Genomic DNA, 14631 nt, shown 5'->3' on the forward strand with positions numbered 1-14631 from the left:
GGCCGGCATTGGATAGGCGGACAGGCCTTGGGCATGTCCGCCCTACCAGTGATGCTTACTCGCCTATATCCTCGTTCCACAGCGTCGGCTGGTCGGCGATAAAGCCCTGCATCATGTGCAGGCATTCGCTGTTGTGCAGCACGTCGAGCTGCACGCCACGCTCGCGCAGCAGCGCTTCTTCGCCAACAAAGCTCTGATTCTCGCCGATGATCACCCTGGGGATGCCATACAGCAGGATCGCCCCGCTGCACATGGCGCAGGGCGAGAGGGTGGTGTAGAGCACCGACTCGCGGTAGGTCTGCGCGCTCTGCCGGCCGGCGTTTTCCAGGGCATCCATTTCGCCATGGCGGATGGCGCTGCCCTGTTGCACCCGGCGGTTGTGACCGCGGCCGATAATCTCGCCGTTGTGCACCAGCACCGAGCCGATCGGGATGCCGCCTTCGGCCAGGCTCTGGCGGGCTTCGTCGATGGCTGCCTGCATAAATATGTCCATACTCGCTGCTCCTTCTGCGGGTTGCCCCAGTCTGTGGCGTTATGGCGCGCGGGAGGCCTGGCCTCGCTCCAGTGTCCAGTCCAGCAGCTCACGGGTCAGCTGGTCGCCGGCCTGGCCGAAGGCGTTGACCACCGCAGCCACCGAGGTATCGCTGGCCGCCTGGCTGACCTCGAAGCGTCGGCTGGCGAGGATGCGCAGGCTGCCGCTCTGCACCAGACGGGCCTCCAGCAGGATTCGCGCCACCGGGCGACCGTCCCGGTATTCGCTATGGAAGGCGCGCAGGTCGCTGTCCAGCTCCAGGTCGGCGTGCAGGCGGCTTTCATCGCTGCTGATGGCGGCGATCCGGCCGTCATCGATAAACCCGGCGATCAGCCGATCACGCAGCAGCAGTGGTGCGCGGTCGCTCCAGCGCACGCCCTGGTAGGCGCTGATCTGATCGCCCGGCGGCAGCACGGCGATGCGCGTGCTGTCGAGCAGCTGGTTGCTGTAGGGCTTGTTCACCCGCAAGGCCCAGTCGCTGCGCGGGCTGGCGTTGTGTGCGGGCAGGGCGCTGGCCGGCAGGCGGTAGAAGCTCAGCACTTCGCTTTTCGGCAGGATCGAGCAGGCTCCGAGCAGTCCGGCCAGGAACAGAACGGCGAGGGGGCGAAGGCGACTCATGGTTGAAACTCCTTGATGCTGTCGCTGCGCAGCAGGTAACCGGCGGGGTCTTCTTCCAGGCGGCGGGAGAAGGAGCGCAGGGCGCTAAGGGTTTCGCGCAGTTCGATAATGGTCGGGCCGAGTTCGCTGACGCCTTGCATGCCGCCATGGAGGGCGTCGCGGTTGTCGCTCAGCAGGCTCTCGACCGTGGCGCTGCTGCGTTCCAGGGAGGCCAGCATGCGGTTGGCGTTGGCAAAGGCAGCACGCCCCTCGGTGTTGACCAGCTGGTTGGCGTTACGCATCAGCTCGGCGGCTTCGCGGCTGGCGCTGCTGATCTGCTGCAGGGCCAGGCGTAGCTCGTCGCGCTGTTCGGCGACGCTGGCGCTGGTCTGTTCGATGTTTTCCAGGGTGCGCGTGATGCTTTTCACGTTGTCCCGGGAAAACAGCTGGTTGGCGCGGCTGAGCAGGCGGGTGACGCTGATCACCAGATCCTCGCCATTGGCCATCAGCCTTGAGAGCGGTGAGCGGTCGGCGATGATCTGCGCCCGCTGTCCGTCCTTGCTCCTGAGCAGCGGGCTGTCCGGGGTGCCACTGTGCAGCTGGATCAGCGCCGCGCCGGTAATCCCGGTGATCGACAGGCGCGCGCGGGTGTCTTCCTTGATCGGTGTGTTGGCGCTGACGCGGATATGCGCATGAACCTTGCGCGGGTCGTTGACGTCCAGGGTCAGGCTGATCACGTCGCCGACCTTGATCCCGCTGTACTGCACCGCGCTGCCCTGGGACAGGCCACTGACCGCCTCGTTGAAGATCACCTCGTAGTCGTTGAATTCCTTGTCCGAGCTGGATTTTCCCAGCCACAGGGCGAAGCCCAGGGCGGTGGTGACCATCAGCACGGTAAACAGGCCAATCAACACATGATGGGCACGGGGTTCCATTCAAACACTCCCTGGCACGCGGGTGGCGGCCTGTGCGGCGGCGCGTCCACGCGGGCCGTGAAAATAGTCGTGAATCCAGGGGTTGTCGGTGGCAGCCACCACGTCCAGGCGGTCGGCCACCAGTACGCGTTTTTCCGCCAGCACCGCGACCCGGTCGCAGATGGTGTAGAGGGTGTCGAGATCGTGGGTAACCAGAAACACGCTGAGGCCCAGGGCGTCGCGCAGGGTCAGGATCAACTGGTCGAAGGCCGCCGCGCCGATCGGGTCGAGGCCGGCGGTGGGCTCGTCGAGAAACAGGATATCCGGCTCCAGGGCCAGGGCCCGCCCCAGGGCGGCGCGCTTGATCATGCCGCCGGACAGTTCGGTGGGGTATTTGTCGCCGGCTTCGCGCGGTAGACCGACCAGCGCCAACTTGACCAGGGCCAGGCGTTCGGCGGCGGCCCGGCTGAGCCCGGCATGTTCGATCAGCGGCAGGGCGATGTTTTCCGTCACCGTCAGCGAGGAAAACAGCGCGCCGCGCTGGTAGAGCACGCCGAAGCGCCGCTCCAGCTGCGAGCGTCGCTCCGGGGACAATTCCAGCAGCGTCTCGCCAAACACCTGCACGCTGCCGGCGGTCGCCCGGCGCAGGCCGAGAATGCTGCGCAGCAGCACCGACTTGCCGGTGCCCGAGCCGCCGACCACGCCCAGCACTTCGCCCCGGTACAGATCGAGATCCAGGTCCTGGTGCACGGTCTGCGTGCCGAAGCGGTTGACCAGCCCGCGCACCTCGATAATCGCCTCGCCGCTCACCAGCCCATCTCCATCAGGAACAGCGCCGCCACGGCATCCAGCAGGATCACCACAAAGATCGACTGGACCACGCTGGAGGTGGTGCGCTCGCCCACCGATTGCGCGCTACCGGTGACCTTGAAGCCTTCCAGGCAGCCGATCACGGCGATCAGAAAGGCAAATATCGGGGCCTTGGCCATGCCCACCAGAAAGTGCTTGAGGGCGATATTTTCCTGCAGCATGGCCAGGTACATGGTCGGCGAGATATCCAGGCTCAGGGCGCACACCACCGCGCCGCCGAGGATGCCGCTGAGCATGGCGATAAAGGTCAGGATCGGCAGGGCGATCAGCATGGCGAACACCCGCGGCAGCACCAGCAGCTCCAGCGGGTCGAGGCCCAGGGTGCGGATCGCGTCGATCTCCTCGTTGGCCTTCATCGAGCCGATCTGCGCGGTAAAGGCGCTGGCCGTGCGCCCGGCCATCAGGATGGCGGTGAGCAGCACGCCGAATTCGCGCAGAAAGGAGAAGGCCACCAGGTCGACGGTGTAAATGCTCGCGCCGAAGTCGGCAAGGATGGTCGCCCCGAGAAAGGCCACCACCGCGCCGACCAGAAAGGTCAGCAGGGCGACGATGGGTACGGCGTTCAGCCCACTCTGTTCCAGGTGAGCGGCCAGCGAGGTCATGCGCCAGCGCCCGGGGAGCAGGAGGATCTTCAGCATGGTGCTCAGGGTCAGGCCGATGAAGCCCAGCAGCGCCACGCACTGGCGATAGAAGTCATCCACCGCCTGGCCGATATGGCCGAGTATCTCGCGCCAGGTGGCGACCCGCTTGGCCGGCAGCAGCTGGCCCGACTCGGCGATGGCGTTGCCCACGGTCTGCAGCAGGGCGCGGCGTTCGGCGGCCAGCCCCGGGGCATGGGCGGCCAGCTCGGCCAGGCGCTGGCTGCCGAGCAGCTCCACCAGCAGCGCCGCGCCGGCGGTGTCCAGTGCGCCGAGGGCCTGCAGATCGACCTCGGCCTCGCGTGCGAGGCTGCCGCTCAGGGCCAGCACCTCGGTCTCCAGGCGGGCGTAATGGGCCAGCGTCCAATCCCCACCGATGCGCAGGCCAGAAGGCGCATCCGTGCGGCTGGAGTCGAGCGGCGAGATATAGGGGGCTGTACTCATGTCCGCAGCTTAACCTCCCCGAACTCGCGCGCCCAGCGTGCCGTGCTGCGGGCCCCTTGTGAGGGTTCAGGCCGGCTGCGTTTCCAGGCAGTTGCAGGTCGAGTCCAGAACAGTGGGTGTGGGGCCGGGGGCCTAGGCTTGCGCGGTGTCATTCCACTTATCTTTCGGAGTCACCATGGGTCCTATTACCGTTCTGCGCGACACCCAGCCGCTGCCCCTGCTCGATGCCTGCAAGTGGACTCGGCTTGCCGGCGAGCCGCATACCGTCAACCTCAATGCCTACACCTCGGAAGACGGCAGCAAGATCATGGGTACCTGGATCTGCACTCCGGGCAAATGGCAGGTGGCTTACGAGAAGTGGGAGTACTGCCACTTCCAGGAGGGTTACTGCATCATCACGCCCGAGGGCCAGGAGCCGATTCACCTCCGGGCCGGCGATATCTTTATCGTCGAGCCGGGGATGAAGGGCACCTGGGAAGTGGTCGAAACCGTGCGCAAGTACTTCGTTTTTGCCTGAGCCCGCCCGGGGTCAGGGGTTGAAGGTCCGCGCATCCTTGGCCCAGGTATCCAGCACCGGCTTGATGTCTTCCAGACGCAGCTGGGTGCTGTCGTTTTCCAGTTGCAGGCCATGGCCCTTGCGCACCACGCGGGCCATGGGCTGGCTGTTGCGGCCGTCTATGGCTTCCAGTTCGATATAGATCTCGCTGTTCCGGTCGCGGGTGCCGGCTGCGGTACTGGCCGCCGCCGCTACCAGGGCGATGGGCACCACTTCATAGACCTTGAGCCCCTCCGCCGAGAGACTCACGGCACTGATTGCCGAGCGCAGCACCAGGCTGTCCTGATCCGCCTGGTTGACGATGCGCCAGCGTCCGGCCAGCTCGCGTTGCATGGCCTGCTGCAGGTAGGTGGCGATAGCGTCCAGGGTTTGCTGGCTGACCTGCGGGTTGGGTTGCGGCGCTGGGTAGAACAGCGGCTTCTCCACCACCACCGAGCGGTAGCGCTGCAGATCCAGCTCCGGCGAAATCCAGCGCATCACCGGCGCACCGCTGACCGACTGCGCCGGCTGCAGTTGCGAGTAATCGCCGAGAAAGCCCGAGTATTGCGTGGGTTTAGTGGTGCTGCTGGCGCATCCGCCGAGCAGCAATGCCGCAGACAGACCAATGGCAAGGGCACGTAGAAACATACAGGCACTTTCCTGCGCAGGTGAGGTCATTTGACTGTAGACCAGCCCGCTGCGGGTGCGCGGGCTTTCTGCATAGCGCCTCAGGCACTGTTACGGTACGAGGGGCTTGCCCCGGCAGGTGGCTTGGGTTAAATCTGGTTTCCCCGTTGCTACTAAGGGACGCTCTCGCGAAAGGATCTCGCCAATGGCCAATAAATTCGTTATCGCCGCTGCATCGCTGTTGTTGCTCTGCTACACCGCCACCTGATTCGCTGCACCCCCGCAACTCTAATTTCGCCCGGCAAGGATGGCCGCTCATGACTTTTAAAGAACAGCAATTGACCGAGCTGCTGACGCTGACGTCGCGCAGCATCACCCACCTGACGGCCTCGCTGACCTCGCTGTCATTCGACCTGCTGCGCAGCCACGAGCCGGATGTGCGCAACGCCGGGGCGAAGATGATCACCCGGATGGAAGCGGTGAGTAAGGAGCTGGATCAACAGTGGCAGCTGATCAGCGAATTGACCGGGGTACAGATACCCGAGCGGGTCGATGCGGTCGAAGAAGTGCACTTGCAGTCGGTTAAATAGCCGCTAGCGTCGCCAGCTGTCCGGCTTGGCGGCGCTCTGCAGCGGTTATGCGCAGACAACAAAAAACCCGCCGAGGCGGGTTTTTTACCTGACCATTCCAACTTCCTGTTGGCAACCATCCTGGCTATGGTCGATCGTCCTTGATCCTGAGTGCTTCCTTGCGACTCAGTGGATGTATGTAGATTAGGCCTACAGCGTCTGGGGGAACAGGGCGAAACGACGCCAGTCCGTGTAGGACATTCGCTATAGCGGCTCAGCCGCAGCGAAACACCAGGGCTTTCAGGGCGCTGTCCGGCTGGCTGTCGGGGAATTCCGGCGGGTTCTGCAGGCGTTCGCCAAAGCGCAGGCTCGGCGCTTCGCTGGCCATGGCCTGGATCAGGTAATCCGGGCCTATTTCCGGCTCGTTGCTGCAGGCCAGCACCATACCGTCCGCGCTCAAGAGTTCGGGCAAACGGCGCAGCACCTTCGGGTAATCCTTGCTCAGCACGAAGCTGCCGCGCTGGAAGGACGGCGGGTCGACGATGATCAGGTCATAGGGGCCGTACTTGCCCACCTTGCCCCAGGACTTGAACAGGTCATGGCCGAGAAACACCACCTGGCTCAGGTCGTGCTGGTTCAGCCGGTGGTTGTCACGGCCACGGCTAAGCGCGGCCCGGGCCATATCCAGATTGACCACCTGACGCGCGCCACCCGCCAGCGCCGCCACCGAGAAACCGCAGGTGTAGGCGAATAGATTGAGCACACGCTTGCCCGCCGCCTGCGCCTGCACCCATTGGCGGCCATAGCGCATGTCGAGAAACAGCCCGCTGTTCTGCTTTTTGCCCAGGTCGAGGCGGTAGTGCAGGCCGTGTTCGCAGATATCCCAATGCTCCACCGGCTCGCCCAGCAGCCACTGGGTCGGGCTTTCCGGCAGGTAACGCTGCTGCAGCAACAGGCTGTGCGCGCCGCTCTGCTGCCAGGCGGCGGATTGACCGAGGTCGAGCAGCATTTGCTGCAGCGCGGCCAGTTCGGCATCGCTCACCGGCTTGAACAGCGCCACCAGCAGCACGCCTTGCAGCCAATCCACGGTGATCTGCTCCAGCCCCGGCCAGCAGCGCCCGCGGCCATGAAACAGGCGACGGGTTTCACTGGGCGGCGCGGCCAGGGCAGTGAGCAGGTGTTGCTGCAGCGTGAGCAGGGCGTCTGGGGTCATGGGCTGGGGTCGAGTGGACGAGGCGGCGATTTTAACAGGCGAGCGCCTGGAATCGTCTGTATCGATGATTGTTATCGGTAAAGGCGTTTGGCTTTGCGCCTTGCAGGTGCCTAGCATTGCCCGCTTTCTGCACCGCATATAAGGATCGACCATGCATATCGACGAAGCCATCCGTAGCCGCCGCGCCGTTAAGGGCTATGACGCGGCCTATACCCTGAGTGACGCGGAGAAGGACGAGCTGCTGCAACTGGCCCTGCTCGCGCCATCGGCGTTCAACCTGCAGCATGTGCGCCTGGTCGAGGTCAGCGACCCGGCGCAGCGTCAGCAGCTGCGTGAGGTGGCCTGGGGTCAGGCGCAGGTGACCGATGCTTCGATGCTGGTGGTGGTATGCGCCAAGCTCGACAGCTGGCAGCAGGATGTCGGTCGCGTCTGGGACGGCGCACCCGCGCAAGTGCAGGCCTATATGGCCGGTGCCATCGACACCTATTACCGCGACAAGCCGCAGGTGCAGCGCGATGAAACCATGCGCAGCTGCGGCCTGATGGCGCAGACCCTGATGCTCGCCGCACGCGGCAAGGGCCTGGACTCCTGCCCGATGGATGGCTTCGACTTCGACGCAGTGGCCAGGCTGATCAACCTCCCGGCCGACCATGTGATCGCCCTGATGGTCGCCGTCGGCAAGAAAACCATCGAGCCCAAGCCACGCATCGGCAAGCTGCCGTTCAATGAAGTGGTGTTGCGCAACAGCTTCTGATCGCTGGGCAGGTTTCTGAGCGGATGGGTCATTCTTCAGCCATAACTGTGGTCAGCCTGCGGCTGTTCACAGCACTAAAGGCGGGATGACAAAAACGCTGTTGGGGGTGATTCTGGCGGCGTTACACGCCGCTCTGCACCCATAAGAAGAAGCCTGAGGAAGTCCCATGTCTGCCGAACATCTGGATGTCTTGATCATTGGTGCCGGCCTGTCCGGCATCGGTGCGGCCTATCACCTGATGAAGCATTGCCCCGGCAAGCGCTTTGCCATCCTCGAAGGCCGGGCAGCGTTGGGCGGCACCTGGGATCTGTTCCGTTATCCGGGCATCCGTTCCGATTCGGACATGTTCACCCTCGGCTACAACTTCAAACCCTGGACCAACCCGCTGGCGATTGCCGACGGCCCGTCGATCCGCAGCTATATCGAGGAAACCGCGCAGGAGAACGGCATTCAGGAACACATCCGCTTTCAGCACAAGGTGCTCAAGGCCGACTGGTGCAGCGAGCGCGCCACTTGGACCCTGCGGGTGCAGCGCGGCGATGAACCCGAGCCGATCAAACTGAGCTGCCAGCACCTGCTGATGTGTACCGGCTATTACCGCTACGAGGCGGGCTACACCCCGGAATTCAAAGGCCGCGAGCAGTTCCAGGGCGAATTTATTCACCCGCAGCAGTGGCCGGAAAACTTCGATTACCGCGACAAGAACGTGGTGGTGATCGGCAGCGGCGCGACGGCGGTGACCCTGGTGCCGGCGATGACCGACAAGGCCAGGCACGTGACCATGCTGCAGCGCTCGCCGACTTACGTGATAAGCCTGCCCCAGGGCGATCCGATTTCCGCCTTCCTGCGCCGCTTCCTGCCGGAAACCTGGGTCTACCGCCTGGCGCGCACGCGCAACGTGGCGGTGCAGCTGGGTTTCTACAAACTGTCCAAGGCCTTTCCCGGCCTGGTGCGCAAGGCGTTGCTCGGCATGGCCAAGCGTCAGTTGGGGGCGAATTTTGATATGCGCCACTTCAGCCCGCGCTACAAACCCTGGGATGAGCGGGTGTGCGCGGTGCCCAATGGCGACCTGTTCAAGGTGCTGCGCAAGGGCAAGGCCTCGGTGGTCACCGAGCATATCGACGGATTTACCGCCAAGGGCATCCGCCTGAAGTCCGGTCAGGTGCTGCCGGCGGATGTGATCATCAGCGCCACCGGTCTGGAACTGCAGCTGTTTGGCGGTATGCAGGTGGCGGTGGATGGTGTGCCTTTCGATGCGGCCAAGAGCATGGGCTATCGCGGCATCATGCTGCGCGATCTGCCCAATGCTGCCGTGGTGCTGGGCTACACCAATGCCAGCTGGACCCTCAAGGCCGATCTTTCCAGCGAGTACTACTGCCGCCTGATCCAGCATATGGACGCCATCGGCATGCGCCAGTGCACCCCGCGCGATGCCCTGCGCGAGGTCAAGGATGCACCCTTTCTCGACCTGGCCAGCGGCTATATCAAGCGCGCGGCCGACAAGATCCCCAGCCAGGGTGACCGTGCGCCGTGGAAGCTCTACCAGAACTATCTGCTGGACCTGGCGCTGCTGCGTTACGGCAAGATCGAGGATGGCTACCTGGTGTTCACTTCGCCGCAGAGTAGCCCCCAGGCCGCGACCGTCGCTGGCCTGAGGGCGGATGTAAGCCAAACGCCATAGCGCTTTGACGGCTATCGGCTACAGCGTGGGGACAGGTTGCCGCTTTCATATGCGGCACTAGGCCACTATTCTTGTTCAGGCATCACGGACGATCAGGCAAGGGCCTGCTCCGCGTATTTTTTGCGACTACAGGAAGAAAGGATTCTATCGTGCCACTAGCGAGCAGAAAGGATGCTGGCCGTGAGGAGCAACGCCAACTGCCGGCGTTGCGTGCGCATATCGAGCATTTGCTCGGCCAGGGCTGGGTCATCGCCTCGCGCACCCCCCTCAAGCTGCAATTCGGCCAGAAGACCTGTCAGGTCAGGTGTGGCATGTTGATCAGCGAAAGCATGCTCTAACCCTCTCCGCGATTTCCCGAGGCTCCGGCCGGTTGTCTGTCAACCGGCCGGGGCCTTTTTTCGTTTCGTTAGCGGATATTGCGCCGCGCTTTTGTCCCGGTTGTCATTCTCCGCCCTGGTCGCGAACACGATGTGGCTCTCGACGAGGCCAGTCTGCTCGACACCGTCTCCCAGTTAAGGCTGCGCGGGCTTAGCCTGGGTGTTGCGGTAGACCCCAGTGGGTGGCGCTCTGCGGGTCGTCTTTATCCAGCAGGTCTGTCCTGCGGCGGCATCGAATTGCAGGCGGGTCTTGCCCTGCTTGTCGGTCTGGGCGAACCAGGGGGTGTCGAGCACCAGGATAAAACCGAGCATCCAGTCATGGATATTGCAGCCCAGGTTGACCAGACCCGGCTGGTCGAAACCCATCTCCTGGGGGCGGCCTCCTGCTGGTGCAGGCGCAGTTCGAAGCGCTTGGCCGGCGAGAAGGAGTAGACGTGATGGTTGATCGGGGCGGCGTTGGGAAAGCTCACCCAGGTGCCCACCTGCACCGGCAGGATATAGGGGGTGAACTGGCGCTTCTGCTGGTCTATCAGCGCCGTAGCAGGCTGGGCTTGCGCCGGGCCTGGCTCGACCCAGAGCACCGCGTCACTGAGCGGTTTGCCCTGGTGGTCGAGGAGCACGATCTCCAAATTTTTGGCCTACGTCAGCTTACCCAGCAGGGCCAGCAGCAGCGCCAAGGCCGATTTGAGCATGATCGATTGCCCAAGACTGCACGACAGTAGCCGTCAGTGTAGGAAGGCTTGCCCCGCTGCGGGCAATCAGCGCTGGGCGATCTGCAGGATCTGTTCGATCAGCCAGTGCAGCGCCGGGTCACGCTGGCGCTGGGCCAGGCTGACGATTTCCAGGTGAAACGGACCGAGGGCGAACGGCAGCTCAAACAACTGCAGTGGCAGCAGGCTGGCGAAGTGGCGCGCCAGCTGGGTCGGCAGCACGGCGGCCAGTTCGCTGTCGGCGACGATATGCGCGGCCTGCAGGTAGTTGGGCGTGGTGTAGAGAATCTCCCGGCACAGGCCCTGCTCGCCCAGCCATTGGTCGACCATGCCGCGGGTCTGGCCGCCATGCACCCACAGGTGGCGCAGCTGCAGAAAGGTCGGCAGGTCCATGGGCTGGCTGGCCTGTGGGTGATCGCGGCGCAGCGCCAGTTGCAGGGTTTCGCTCATCCAGTGCTGGCGGGCAAAGCGCGCGGGGATTTCCTCGAAGCGCCCCAGCACCAGGTCCAGCTCACCCTTGTCCAGCGCCTCCGCCGGCAGGCTGGGGCTCAGGTGGCGAATATCAATGCGCATGCCGGGGGCCTGCTGGCTAAGCTGCTTGAGCAAGCGCGGCATGCAGATCAGCTCTACATAATCGGTGACGGCGATGCTGAAGTGCTGACGGCTGCTGGCCGGGTCGAATACTTCACCGGCGCTGAGGCTCTGCTCGATTTGCTGCAGGGCGGCGCGGATCGGCGTTTCCAGCGCCTGGGCGCGGGGCGTCGGCTGCATGCTGCGGCCCACCCGCACCAGCAGCGGGTCGTCGAGCAGTTCGCGCAGGCGACTCAAGGCGTTGCTCACCGCCGGCTGACTGAGCGACAGACGTTCGGCGGCGCGGGAAACATTCTGCTCGCGCATCAGCGCATCGAACACGCGCAGCAGGTTGAGGTCGAAGGTTGAGATATTCACTGGCTGAATACGACTTATCACAAGACTAAATTTCAAAAATAGTAACGCCTTGCTTATGGTGGTGGGCGATTTTTTGTACGCCGGCAGGTGCAGGTGCAGGTGCGGGCGACATATCCATTTATTCCCCAGCCAGAGGAACCCCGATGAGCCACTCCGCTTTTACCGTTCAGCAGGCCGCCGTGATCGGCGCGGGCACCATGGGTCGCGGCATCGTGATGAGCCTGGCCAACGCCGGTATTCAGGTGCTGTGGCTGGACAACAACCCGCAGATGCTCGCGCAGGCCATAACCGTGGTGGCCGAGACCAATGCGCACAACCTCAAGCTTGGGCGTATCGACCAGGCGCAAGCCGACGCGCGTCTGGCCTGCATCGTCCCGGTGGATGACTATGCGGCGCTGGGTGTGGCCGATCTGGTGATCGAGGCGGTGTATGAGAACCTCGAACTCAAGCAGCAGATCTTCCGTACGCTCGACGCCATCCTGAAGCCAGGGGCGATTCTCGCCAGCAACACTTCGGCCCTGGATATCGACGCGATTGCCGCCGTGACCAAGCGCCCCGAGCAGGTGCTGGGCCTGCACTTCTTCAGCCCGGCGCACATCATGAAGCTGCTGGAAATCGTCCGCGGTGCCAAGACCGCGCCGGCCGTGCTGGACGCAGCTGTGGCCCTGGGCCGGCGCATCGGCAAGGTCAGCGTGGTGGCGGGCAACTGCGACGGGTTTATCGGCAATCGCATGCTGCACACCTATGTGCGCGAGGCGCGCATGCTGCTGCTCGAAGGTGCCTATCCGCATCAGGTCGATGCCGTGTTGCAGGGTTTTGGTTTCGCCATGGGCCCGTTCCGCATGTACGACGTAGTCGGCATTGACCTGGAATGGCGTGCCCGCGAGCTGGCAGGCAAGGGCCAGGACGACCCAACGGTGCAGGTGGACAATCGCCTCTGCGGCCTCGGCCGGTTTGGCCAGAAGGTGCGTATGGGCTATTACCGCTACGCCGAGGGCAGCCGTCAGGCCGAGCATGATCCCGAGGTGGATGCGCTGGTGCTGCGGGTATCCGAGCAGCTGGGTTTTGTCCGCCGCGAGATTGGCCCTGAGGAAATTCTTGAGCGCTGCCTGCTGGCACTGATCAACGAGGGCGCGAAAATCCTTGAAGAAAATATCGCCGCCAATAGCCACGACATCGATCTGGTCTACCTCAACGGCTATGGCTTCCCGGCCGACAAGGGCGGGCCGATGGCCTGGGCCGATAGCCAGGGTATGGCGGACATGCTGGGCCGGTTACAGAATCTGCAAAGCCACTTCGGCAAGCACTGGCAGCCGGCGGCACTGATCGAAAAACTGGCGGCCAGCGGCCAGAGTTTTGCCGACGTGCGGGTATCCGACGTACAGGAGGGCCGGGTATGAGCTATCAGGCCCCGCTGCGCGATATGCGTTTCGTGTTGCATGAGCTGTTCGATATCAGCGGCCACTGTGAGCTGCTCGGCAACGGCCTCGACCGCGAACTGATCGACGGCGTGCTGGAAGAGGGCGCGCGTTATGCCGCCGAGGTGGTGGCACCGCTGAATCGCAACAGCGATGAGCAGGGCTGTCAGCTGAGCGACGGCCAGGTGAGCACCCCGGATGGCTTTGCCGAGGCCTATCGGCAGTATGTCGATAACGGCTGGGCAAGCATGACCGGGCCGAGCGAGTACGGCGGCCAGGCGCTGCCGCAGATGCTGGCCTGCAACTTCCACGAGATGCTGATGGGCGCTTCGCTGTCGTTCCGCGTGTATTCCGGGCTGACCGAGGGCGCGGTGCTGGCGCTGTACAAACATGGCAGCGAAACGCTGAAAAACACCTACCTGCACAAGCTGGTCAGCGGCCAGTGGGCCGGCACCATGTGCCTGACCGAACCCCAGGCGGGCACCGATCTGGCCCTGCTGCGCACCAAGGCCGAGCCACAGGCGGACGGCAGCTTCAAGGTCAGCGGCAGCAAGATCTTTATCAGCGGCGGCGAGCAGGACCTGTCGGAGAACATCATTCACCTGGTACTGGCGCGCCTGCCGGATGCACCGGCCGGGGTGAAGGGCATCAGCCTGCTGCTGGTGCCGAAATTTATCGCCGCGGCCGACGGCACGCCCGGCGAGCGCAACGCGCTGTCCTGCGGGGCCATCGAGCACAAGATGGGCATCAAGGGCGCGTCCACCTGCGTGATGAACTTCGACGGTGCCACTGGCTGGCTGATCGGCGAAGCCAATCAGGGCCTGGCCTGCATGTTCACCATGATGAACGACGCGCGCTTTCAGGTTGGCTTGCAGGGGCTGGGTATCGGCGAGGCGGCCTTTCAGGGCGCGCTGCGTTATGCCCGTGAGCGTTTGCAGTCGCGCGCCCTGAGCGGGCCGGCCGAGCCGGGCAAGGCGGCCGACCCGATCATCGTTCACCCCGATGTGCGGCGCATGCTGCTGACGCAGAAGAGCCTGGTCGAAGGCAGCCGTATGCTCGCCGCCTACTGCGCGCGTCAGCTCGACCTGGAGCACGCTCATCCGGACGCCGCTGTACGCAAGGCCGCCTGCAAACGCGCGGCGCTGTTGATTCCGATCGTCAAAGCCTTCTTTACCGATATGGGCCAGGAAGTCGCCAGCCATGCGGTGCAGGTGTATGGCGGTCATGGCTTTATCCGCGAATGGGGCATCGAGCAGTTGATGCGCGACAGCCGCATTACCCAACTTTATGAGGGCACCAACGGCATTCAGGCGCTGGACTATATCCGCCGCAAGGTGCTCGGCGACGGCGGTGCCGAACTGTCGGCGTTGCAGGCCGAGTTCAGCGAGCTGTGTGATGCCCAGGTGGGGCGTCCGACCCTGGCCGCGCTGGCTAAAACGGTGCAGGCGCGTCTGGGTGAGTGGCGCGAGCTGAGCAGCGAGGTGATTGCCGCCAGCCAGCGTGATGTGCAGGAAATCGGCGCGGTGTCGGTGGATTTCCTCCAGTATTCGGCCTATGTGTTGCTGGCCGGCTTCTGGCTGCAGGCGGCAGCGCGGGCCCAGGATGCCCTGGAGGCGGGAGACGGCGAGGCGGCGTTCTATCAGGCCAAGCTGCAGTCTGCCGACTTCTATCTGCGCCGGGTGTTGCCGCGGGCCAGTGCCCATCGCGAGGCCCTGCTGGGTGGCGCAGACTGCCTGATGGCGATGGACGAGGCGAGTTTCGCCTTCTGAATTTACGGTGCGCCGCGCGCACCGAATTGTGCCGA

At 64.1% G+C, this 14631-nt stretch carries 17 protein-coding genes; 8 read left to right on the forward strand and 9 right to left on the reverse strand.

Annotated elements, in window-relative coordinates; translation table 11 throughout:
- Nucleotides 1-55: 55 nt before the first annotated feature.
- Genes WMW70_RS00960 through WMW70_RS00980 form a run of 5 tightly spaced genes read right to left on the reverse strand, consistent with a single transcriptional unit; the run spans nt 56 to nt 3995 of the window.
- Entirely contained in the window at nt 56-493 is a 438-nt protein-coding gene (locus tag WMW70_RS00960) for a nucleoside deaminase (protein WP_341435657.1), read from the reverse strand.
- Between the two features lie 39 nt (nt 494-532).
- Nucleotides 533-1150, reverse strand: a complete 618-nt coding sequence (locus WMW70_RS00965; protein WP_341435658.1) for an ABC-type transport auxiliary lipoprotein family protein — start codon at nt 1148-1150, stop codon at nt 533-535.
- On the reverse strand, nt 1147-2064 hold the full coding sequence (locus WMW70_RS00970) for an MlaD family protein (protein ID WP_341435659.1): 918 nt from the start codon (nt 2062-2064) through the stop codon (nt 1147-1149). The genes WMW70_RS00965 and WMW70_RS00970 overlap by 4 nt, the downstream gene beginning before the upstream one ends.
- A complete protein-coding gene (locus WMW70_RS00975; RefSeq protein WP_341435660.1) occupies nt 2065-2853 on the reverse strand; it encodes an ABC transporter ATP-binding protein in 789 nt (262 codons plus the stop codon).
- On the reverse strand, nt 2850-3995 hold the full coding sequence (locus tag WMW70_RS00980) for an MlaE family ABC transporter permease (protein WP_341435661.1): 1146 nt from the start codon (nt 3993-3995) through the stop codon (nt 2850-2852). Before WMW70_RS00980 ends, WMW70_RS00975 begins: the two co-directional genes overlap by 4 nt.
- A 175-nt stretch (nt 3996-4170) precedes the next feature.
- On the opposite strand from WMW70_RS00980, the gene WMW70_RS00985 reads away from it, so the two are divergent.
- Entirely contained in the window at nt 4171-4512 is a 342-nt protein-coding gene (locus WMW70_RS00985) for a cupin domain-containing protein (RefSeq protein ID WP_339458509.1), read from the forward strand.
- Between the two features lie 12 nt (nt 4513-4524).
- Here WMW70_RS00985 and WMW70_RS00990 read toward each other — a convergent pair whose 3' ends face one another.
- Nucleotides 4525-5178 carry a DUF3313 domain-containing protein gene (locus WMW70_RS00990; protein WP_341435662.1) on the reverse strand — a complete coding sequence of 218 codons (654 nt, stop codon included), beginning with the start codon at nt 5176-5178 and terminating at the stop codon, nt 4525-4527.
- Between the two features lie 296 nt (nt 5179-5474).
- On the opposite strand from WMW70_RS00990, the gene WMW70_RS00995 reads away from it, so the two are divergent.
- A complete protein-coding gene (locus WMW70_RS00995; RefSeq protein ID WP_341435663.1) occupies nt 5475-5747 on the forward strand; it encodes a hypothetical protein in 273 nt (90 codons plus the stop codon).
- A 253-nt stretch (nt 5748-6000) separates the two neighbouring features.
- On the opposite strand, the gene WMW70_RS01000 is transcribed toward WMW70_RS00995, so the two are convergent.
- The gene (locus tag WMW70_RS01000; protein WP_341435664.1) at nt 6001-6939 is read right to left on the reverse strand and encodes a class I SAM-dependent methyltransferase; all 939 of its coding nucleotides are present in this window, start codon (nt 6937-6939) and stop codon (nt 6001-6003) included.
- Between the two features lie 151 nt (nt 6940-7090).
- On the opposite strand from WMW70_RS01000, the gene WMW70_RS01005 reads away from it, so the two are divergent.
- The 3 genes from WMW70_RS01005 (at nt 7091) to WMW70_RS01015 (ending at nt 9712) form a co-directional block, all read left to right on the forward strand.
- Complete coding sequence (locus WMW70_RS01005; RefSeq protein ID WP_341435665.1) at nt 7091-7693, forward strand: nitroreductase family protein; 603 nt, start codon at nt 7091-7093, stop codon at nt 7691-7693.
- Nucleotides 7694-7859: 166 nt separating this feature from the next.
- Nucleotides 7860-9374, forward strand: coding sequence for a flavin-containing monooxygenase (locus WMW70_RS01010; protein ID WP_341435666.1), 1515 nt, complete (start codon nt 7860-7862; stop codon nt 9372-9374).
- A 149-nt stretch (nt 9375-9523) separates the two neighbouring features.
- Nucleotides 9524-9712, forward strand: a complete 189-nt coding sequence (locus WMW70_RS01015; protein ID WP_341435667.1) for a hypothetical protein — start codon at nt 9524-9526, stop codon at nt 9710-9712.
- A 174-nt stretch (nt 9713-9886) separates the two neighbouring features.
- Here the strand turns inward: WMW70_RS01015 and WMW70_RS01020 are convergent, their stop codons facing one another.
- Nucleotides 9887-10117 carry a hypothetical protein gene (locus tag WMW70_RS01020; RefSeq protein ID WP_341435668.1) on the reverse strand — a complete coding sequence of 77 codons (231 nt, stop codon included), beginning with the start codon at nt 10115-10117 and terminating at the stop codon, nt 9887-9889.
- Nucleotides 10118-10185: 68 nt separating this feature from the next.
- On the opposite strand from WMW70_RS01020, the gene WMW70_RS01025 reads away from it, so the two are divergent.
- Complete coding sequence (locus tag WMW70_RS01025; protein WP_341435669.1) at nt 10186-10473, forward strand: hypothetical protein; 288 nt, start codon at nt 10186-10188, stop codon at nt 10471-10473.
- 36 nt (nt 10474-10509) lie between these two features.
- Here WMW70_RS01025 and WMW70_RS01030 read toward each other — a convergent pair whose 3' ends face one another.
- The gene (locus tag WMW70_RS01030) at nt 10510-11409 is read right to left on the reverse strand and encodes a LysR family transcriptional regulator (RefSeq protein WP_341436531.1); all 900 of its coding nucleotides are present in this window, start codon (nt 11407-11409) and stop codon (nt 10510-10512) included.
- A gap of 143 nt (nt 11410-11552) precedes the next feature.
- Here WMW70_RS01030 and WMW70_RS01035 point away from each other — a divergent pair, with 143 nt between their 5' ends.
- Nucleotides 11553-12809, forward strand: a complete 1257-nt coding sequence (locus WMW70_RS01035; RefSeq protein WP_341435670.1) for a 3-hydroxyacyl-CoA dehydrogenase — start codon at nt 11553-11555, stop codon at nt 12807-12809.
- Nucleotides 12806-14596 (forward strand): acyl-CoA dehydrogenase C-terminal domain-containing protein, encoded by a 1791-nt coding sequence (locus WMW70_RS01040; protein WP_341435671.1) that lies wholly within the window; start codon nt 12806-12808, stop codon nt 14594-14596. Before WMW70_RS01035 ends, WMW70_RS01040 begins: the two co-directional genes overlap by 4 nt.
- Nucleotides 14597-14631 lie beyond the last annotated feature (35 nt).

It is taken from the genome of Pseudomonas sp. XK-1, assembly GCF_038069885.1.
In the GTDB taxonomy this organism is placed as follows: domain Bacteria; phylum Pseudomonadota; class Gammaproteobacteria; order Pseudomonadales; family Pseudomonadaceae; genus Aquipseudomonas.

Excerpts from the sequence above, each read along its gene's own strand:
- WMW70_RS00960 (WP_341435657.1), bottom strand. The coding sequence starts at position 493 with ATGGACATATTTATGCAGGCAGCCATCGACGAAGCCCGCCAGAGCCTG.
- WMW70_RS00965 (WP_341435658.1), bottom strand. The coding sequence starts at position 1,150 with ATGAGTCGCCTTCGCCCCCTCGCCGTTCTGTTCCTGGCCGGACTGCTC.
- WMW70_RS00970 (WP_341435659.1), bottom strand. The coding sequence starts at position 2,064 with ATGGAACCCCGTGCCCATCATGTGTTGATTGGCCTGTTTACCGTGCTG.
- WMW70_RS00980 (WP_341435661.1), bottom strand. The coding sequence starts at position 3,995 with ATGAGTACAGCCCCCTATATCTCGCCGCTCGACTCCAGCCGCACGGAT.
- WMW70_RS00985 (WP_339458509.1), top strand. The coding sequence starts at position 4,171 with ATGGGTCCTATTACCGTTCTGCGCGACACCCAGCCGCTGCCCCTGCTC.
- WMW70_RS00990 (WP_341435662.1), bottom strand. The coding sequence starts at position 5,178 with ATGTTTCTACGTGCCCTTGCCATTGGTCTGTCTGCGGCATTGCTGCTC.
- WMW70_RS00995 (WP_341435663.1), top strand. The coding sequence starts at position 5,475 with ATGACTTTTAAAGAACAGCAATTGACCGAGCTGCTGACGCTGACGTCG.
- WMW70_RS01000 (WP_341435664.1), bottom strand. The coding sequence starts at position 6,939 with ATGACCCCAGACGCCCTGCTCACGCTGCAGCAACACCTGCTCACTGCC.
- WMW70_RS01005 (WP_341435665.1), top strand. The coding sequence starts at position 7,091 with ATGCATATCGACGAAGCCATCCGTAGCCGCCGCGCCGTTAAGGGCTAT.
- WMW70_RS01010 (WP_341435666.1), top strand. The coding sequence starts at position 7,860 with ATGTCTGCCGAACATCTGGATGTCTTGATCATTGGTGCCGGCCTGTCC.
- WMW70_RS01020 (WP_341435668.1), bottom strand. The coding sequence starts at position 10,117 with ATGGGTTTCGACCAGCCGGGTCTGGTCAACCTGGGCTGCAATATCCAT.
- WMW70_RS01035 (WP_341435670.1), top strand. The coding sequence starts at position 11,553 with ATGAGCCACTCCGCTTTTACCGTTCAGCAGGCCGCCGTGATCGGCGCG.
- WMW70_RS01040 (WP_341435671.1), top strand. The coding sequence starts at position 12,806 with ATGAGCTATCAGGCCCCGCTGCGCGATATGCGTTTCGTGTTGCATGAG.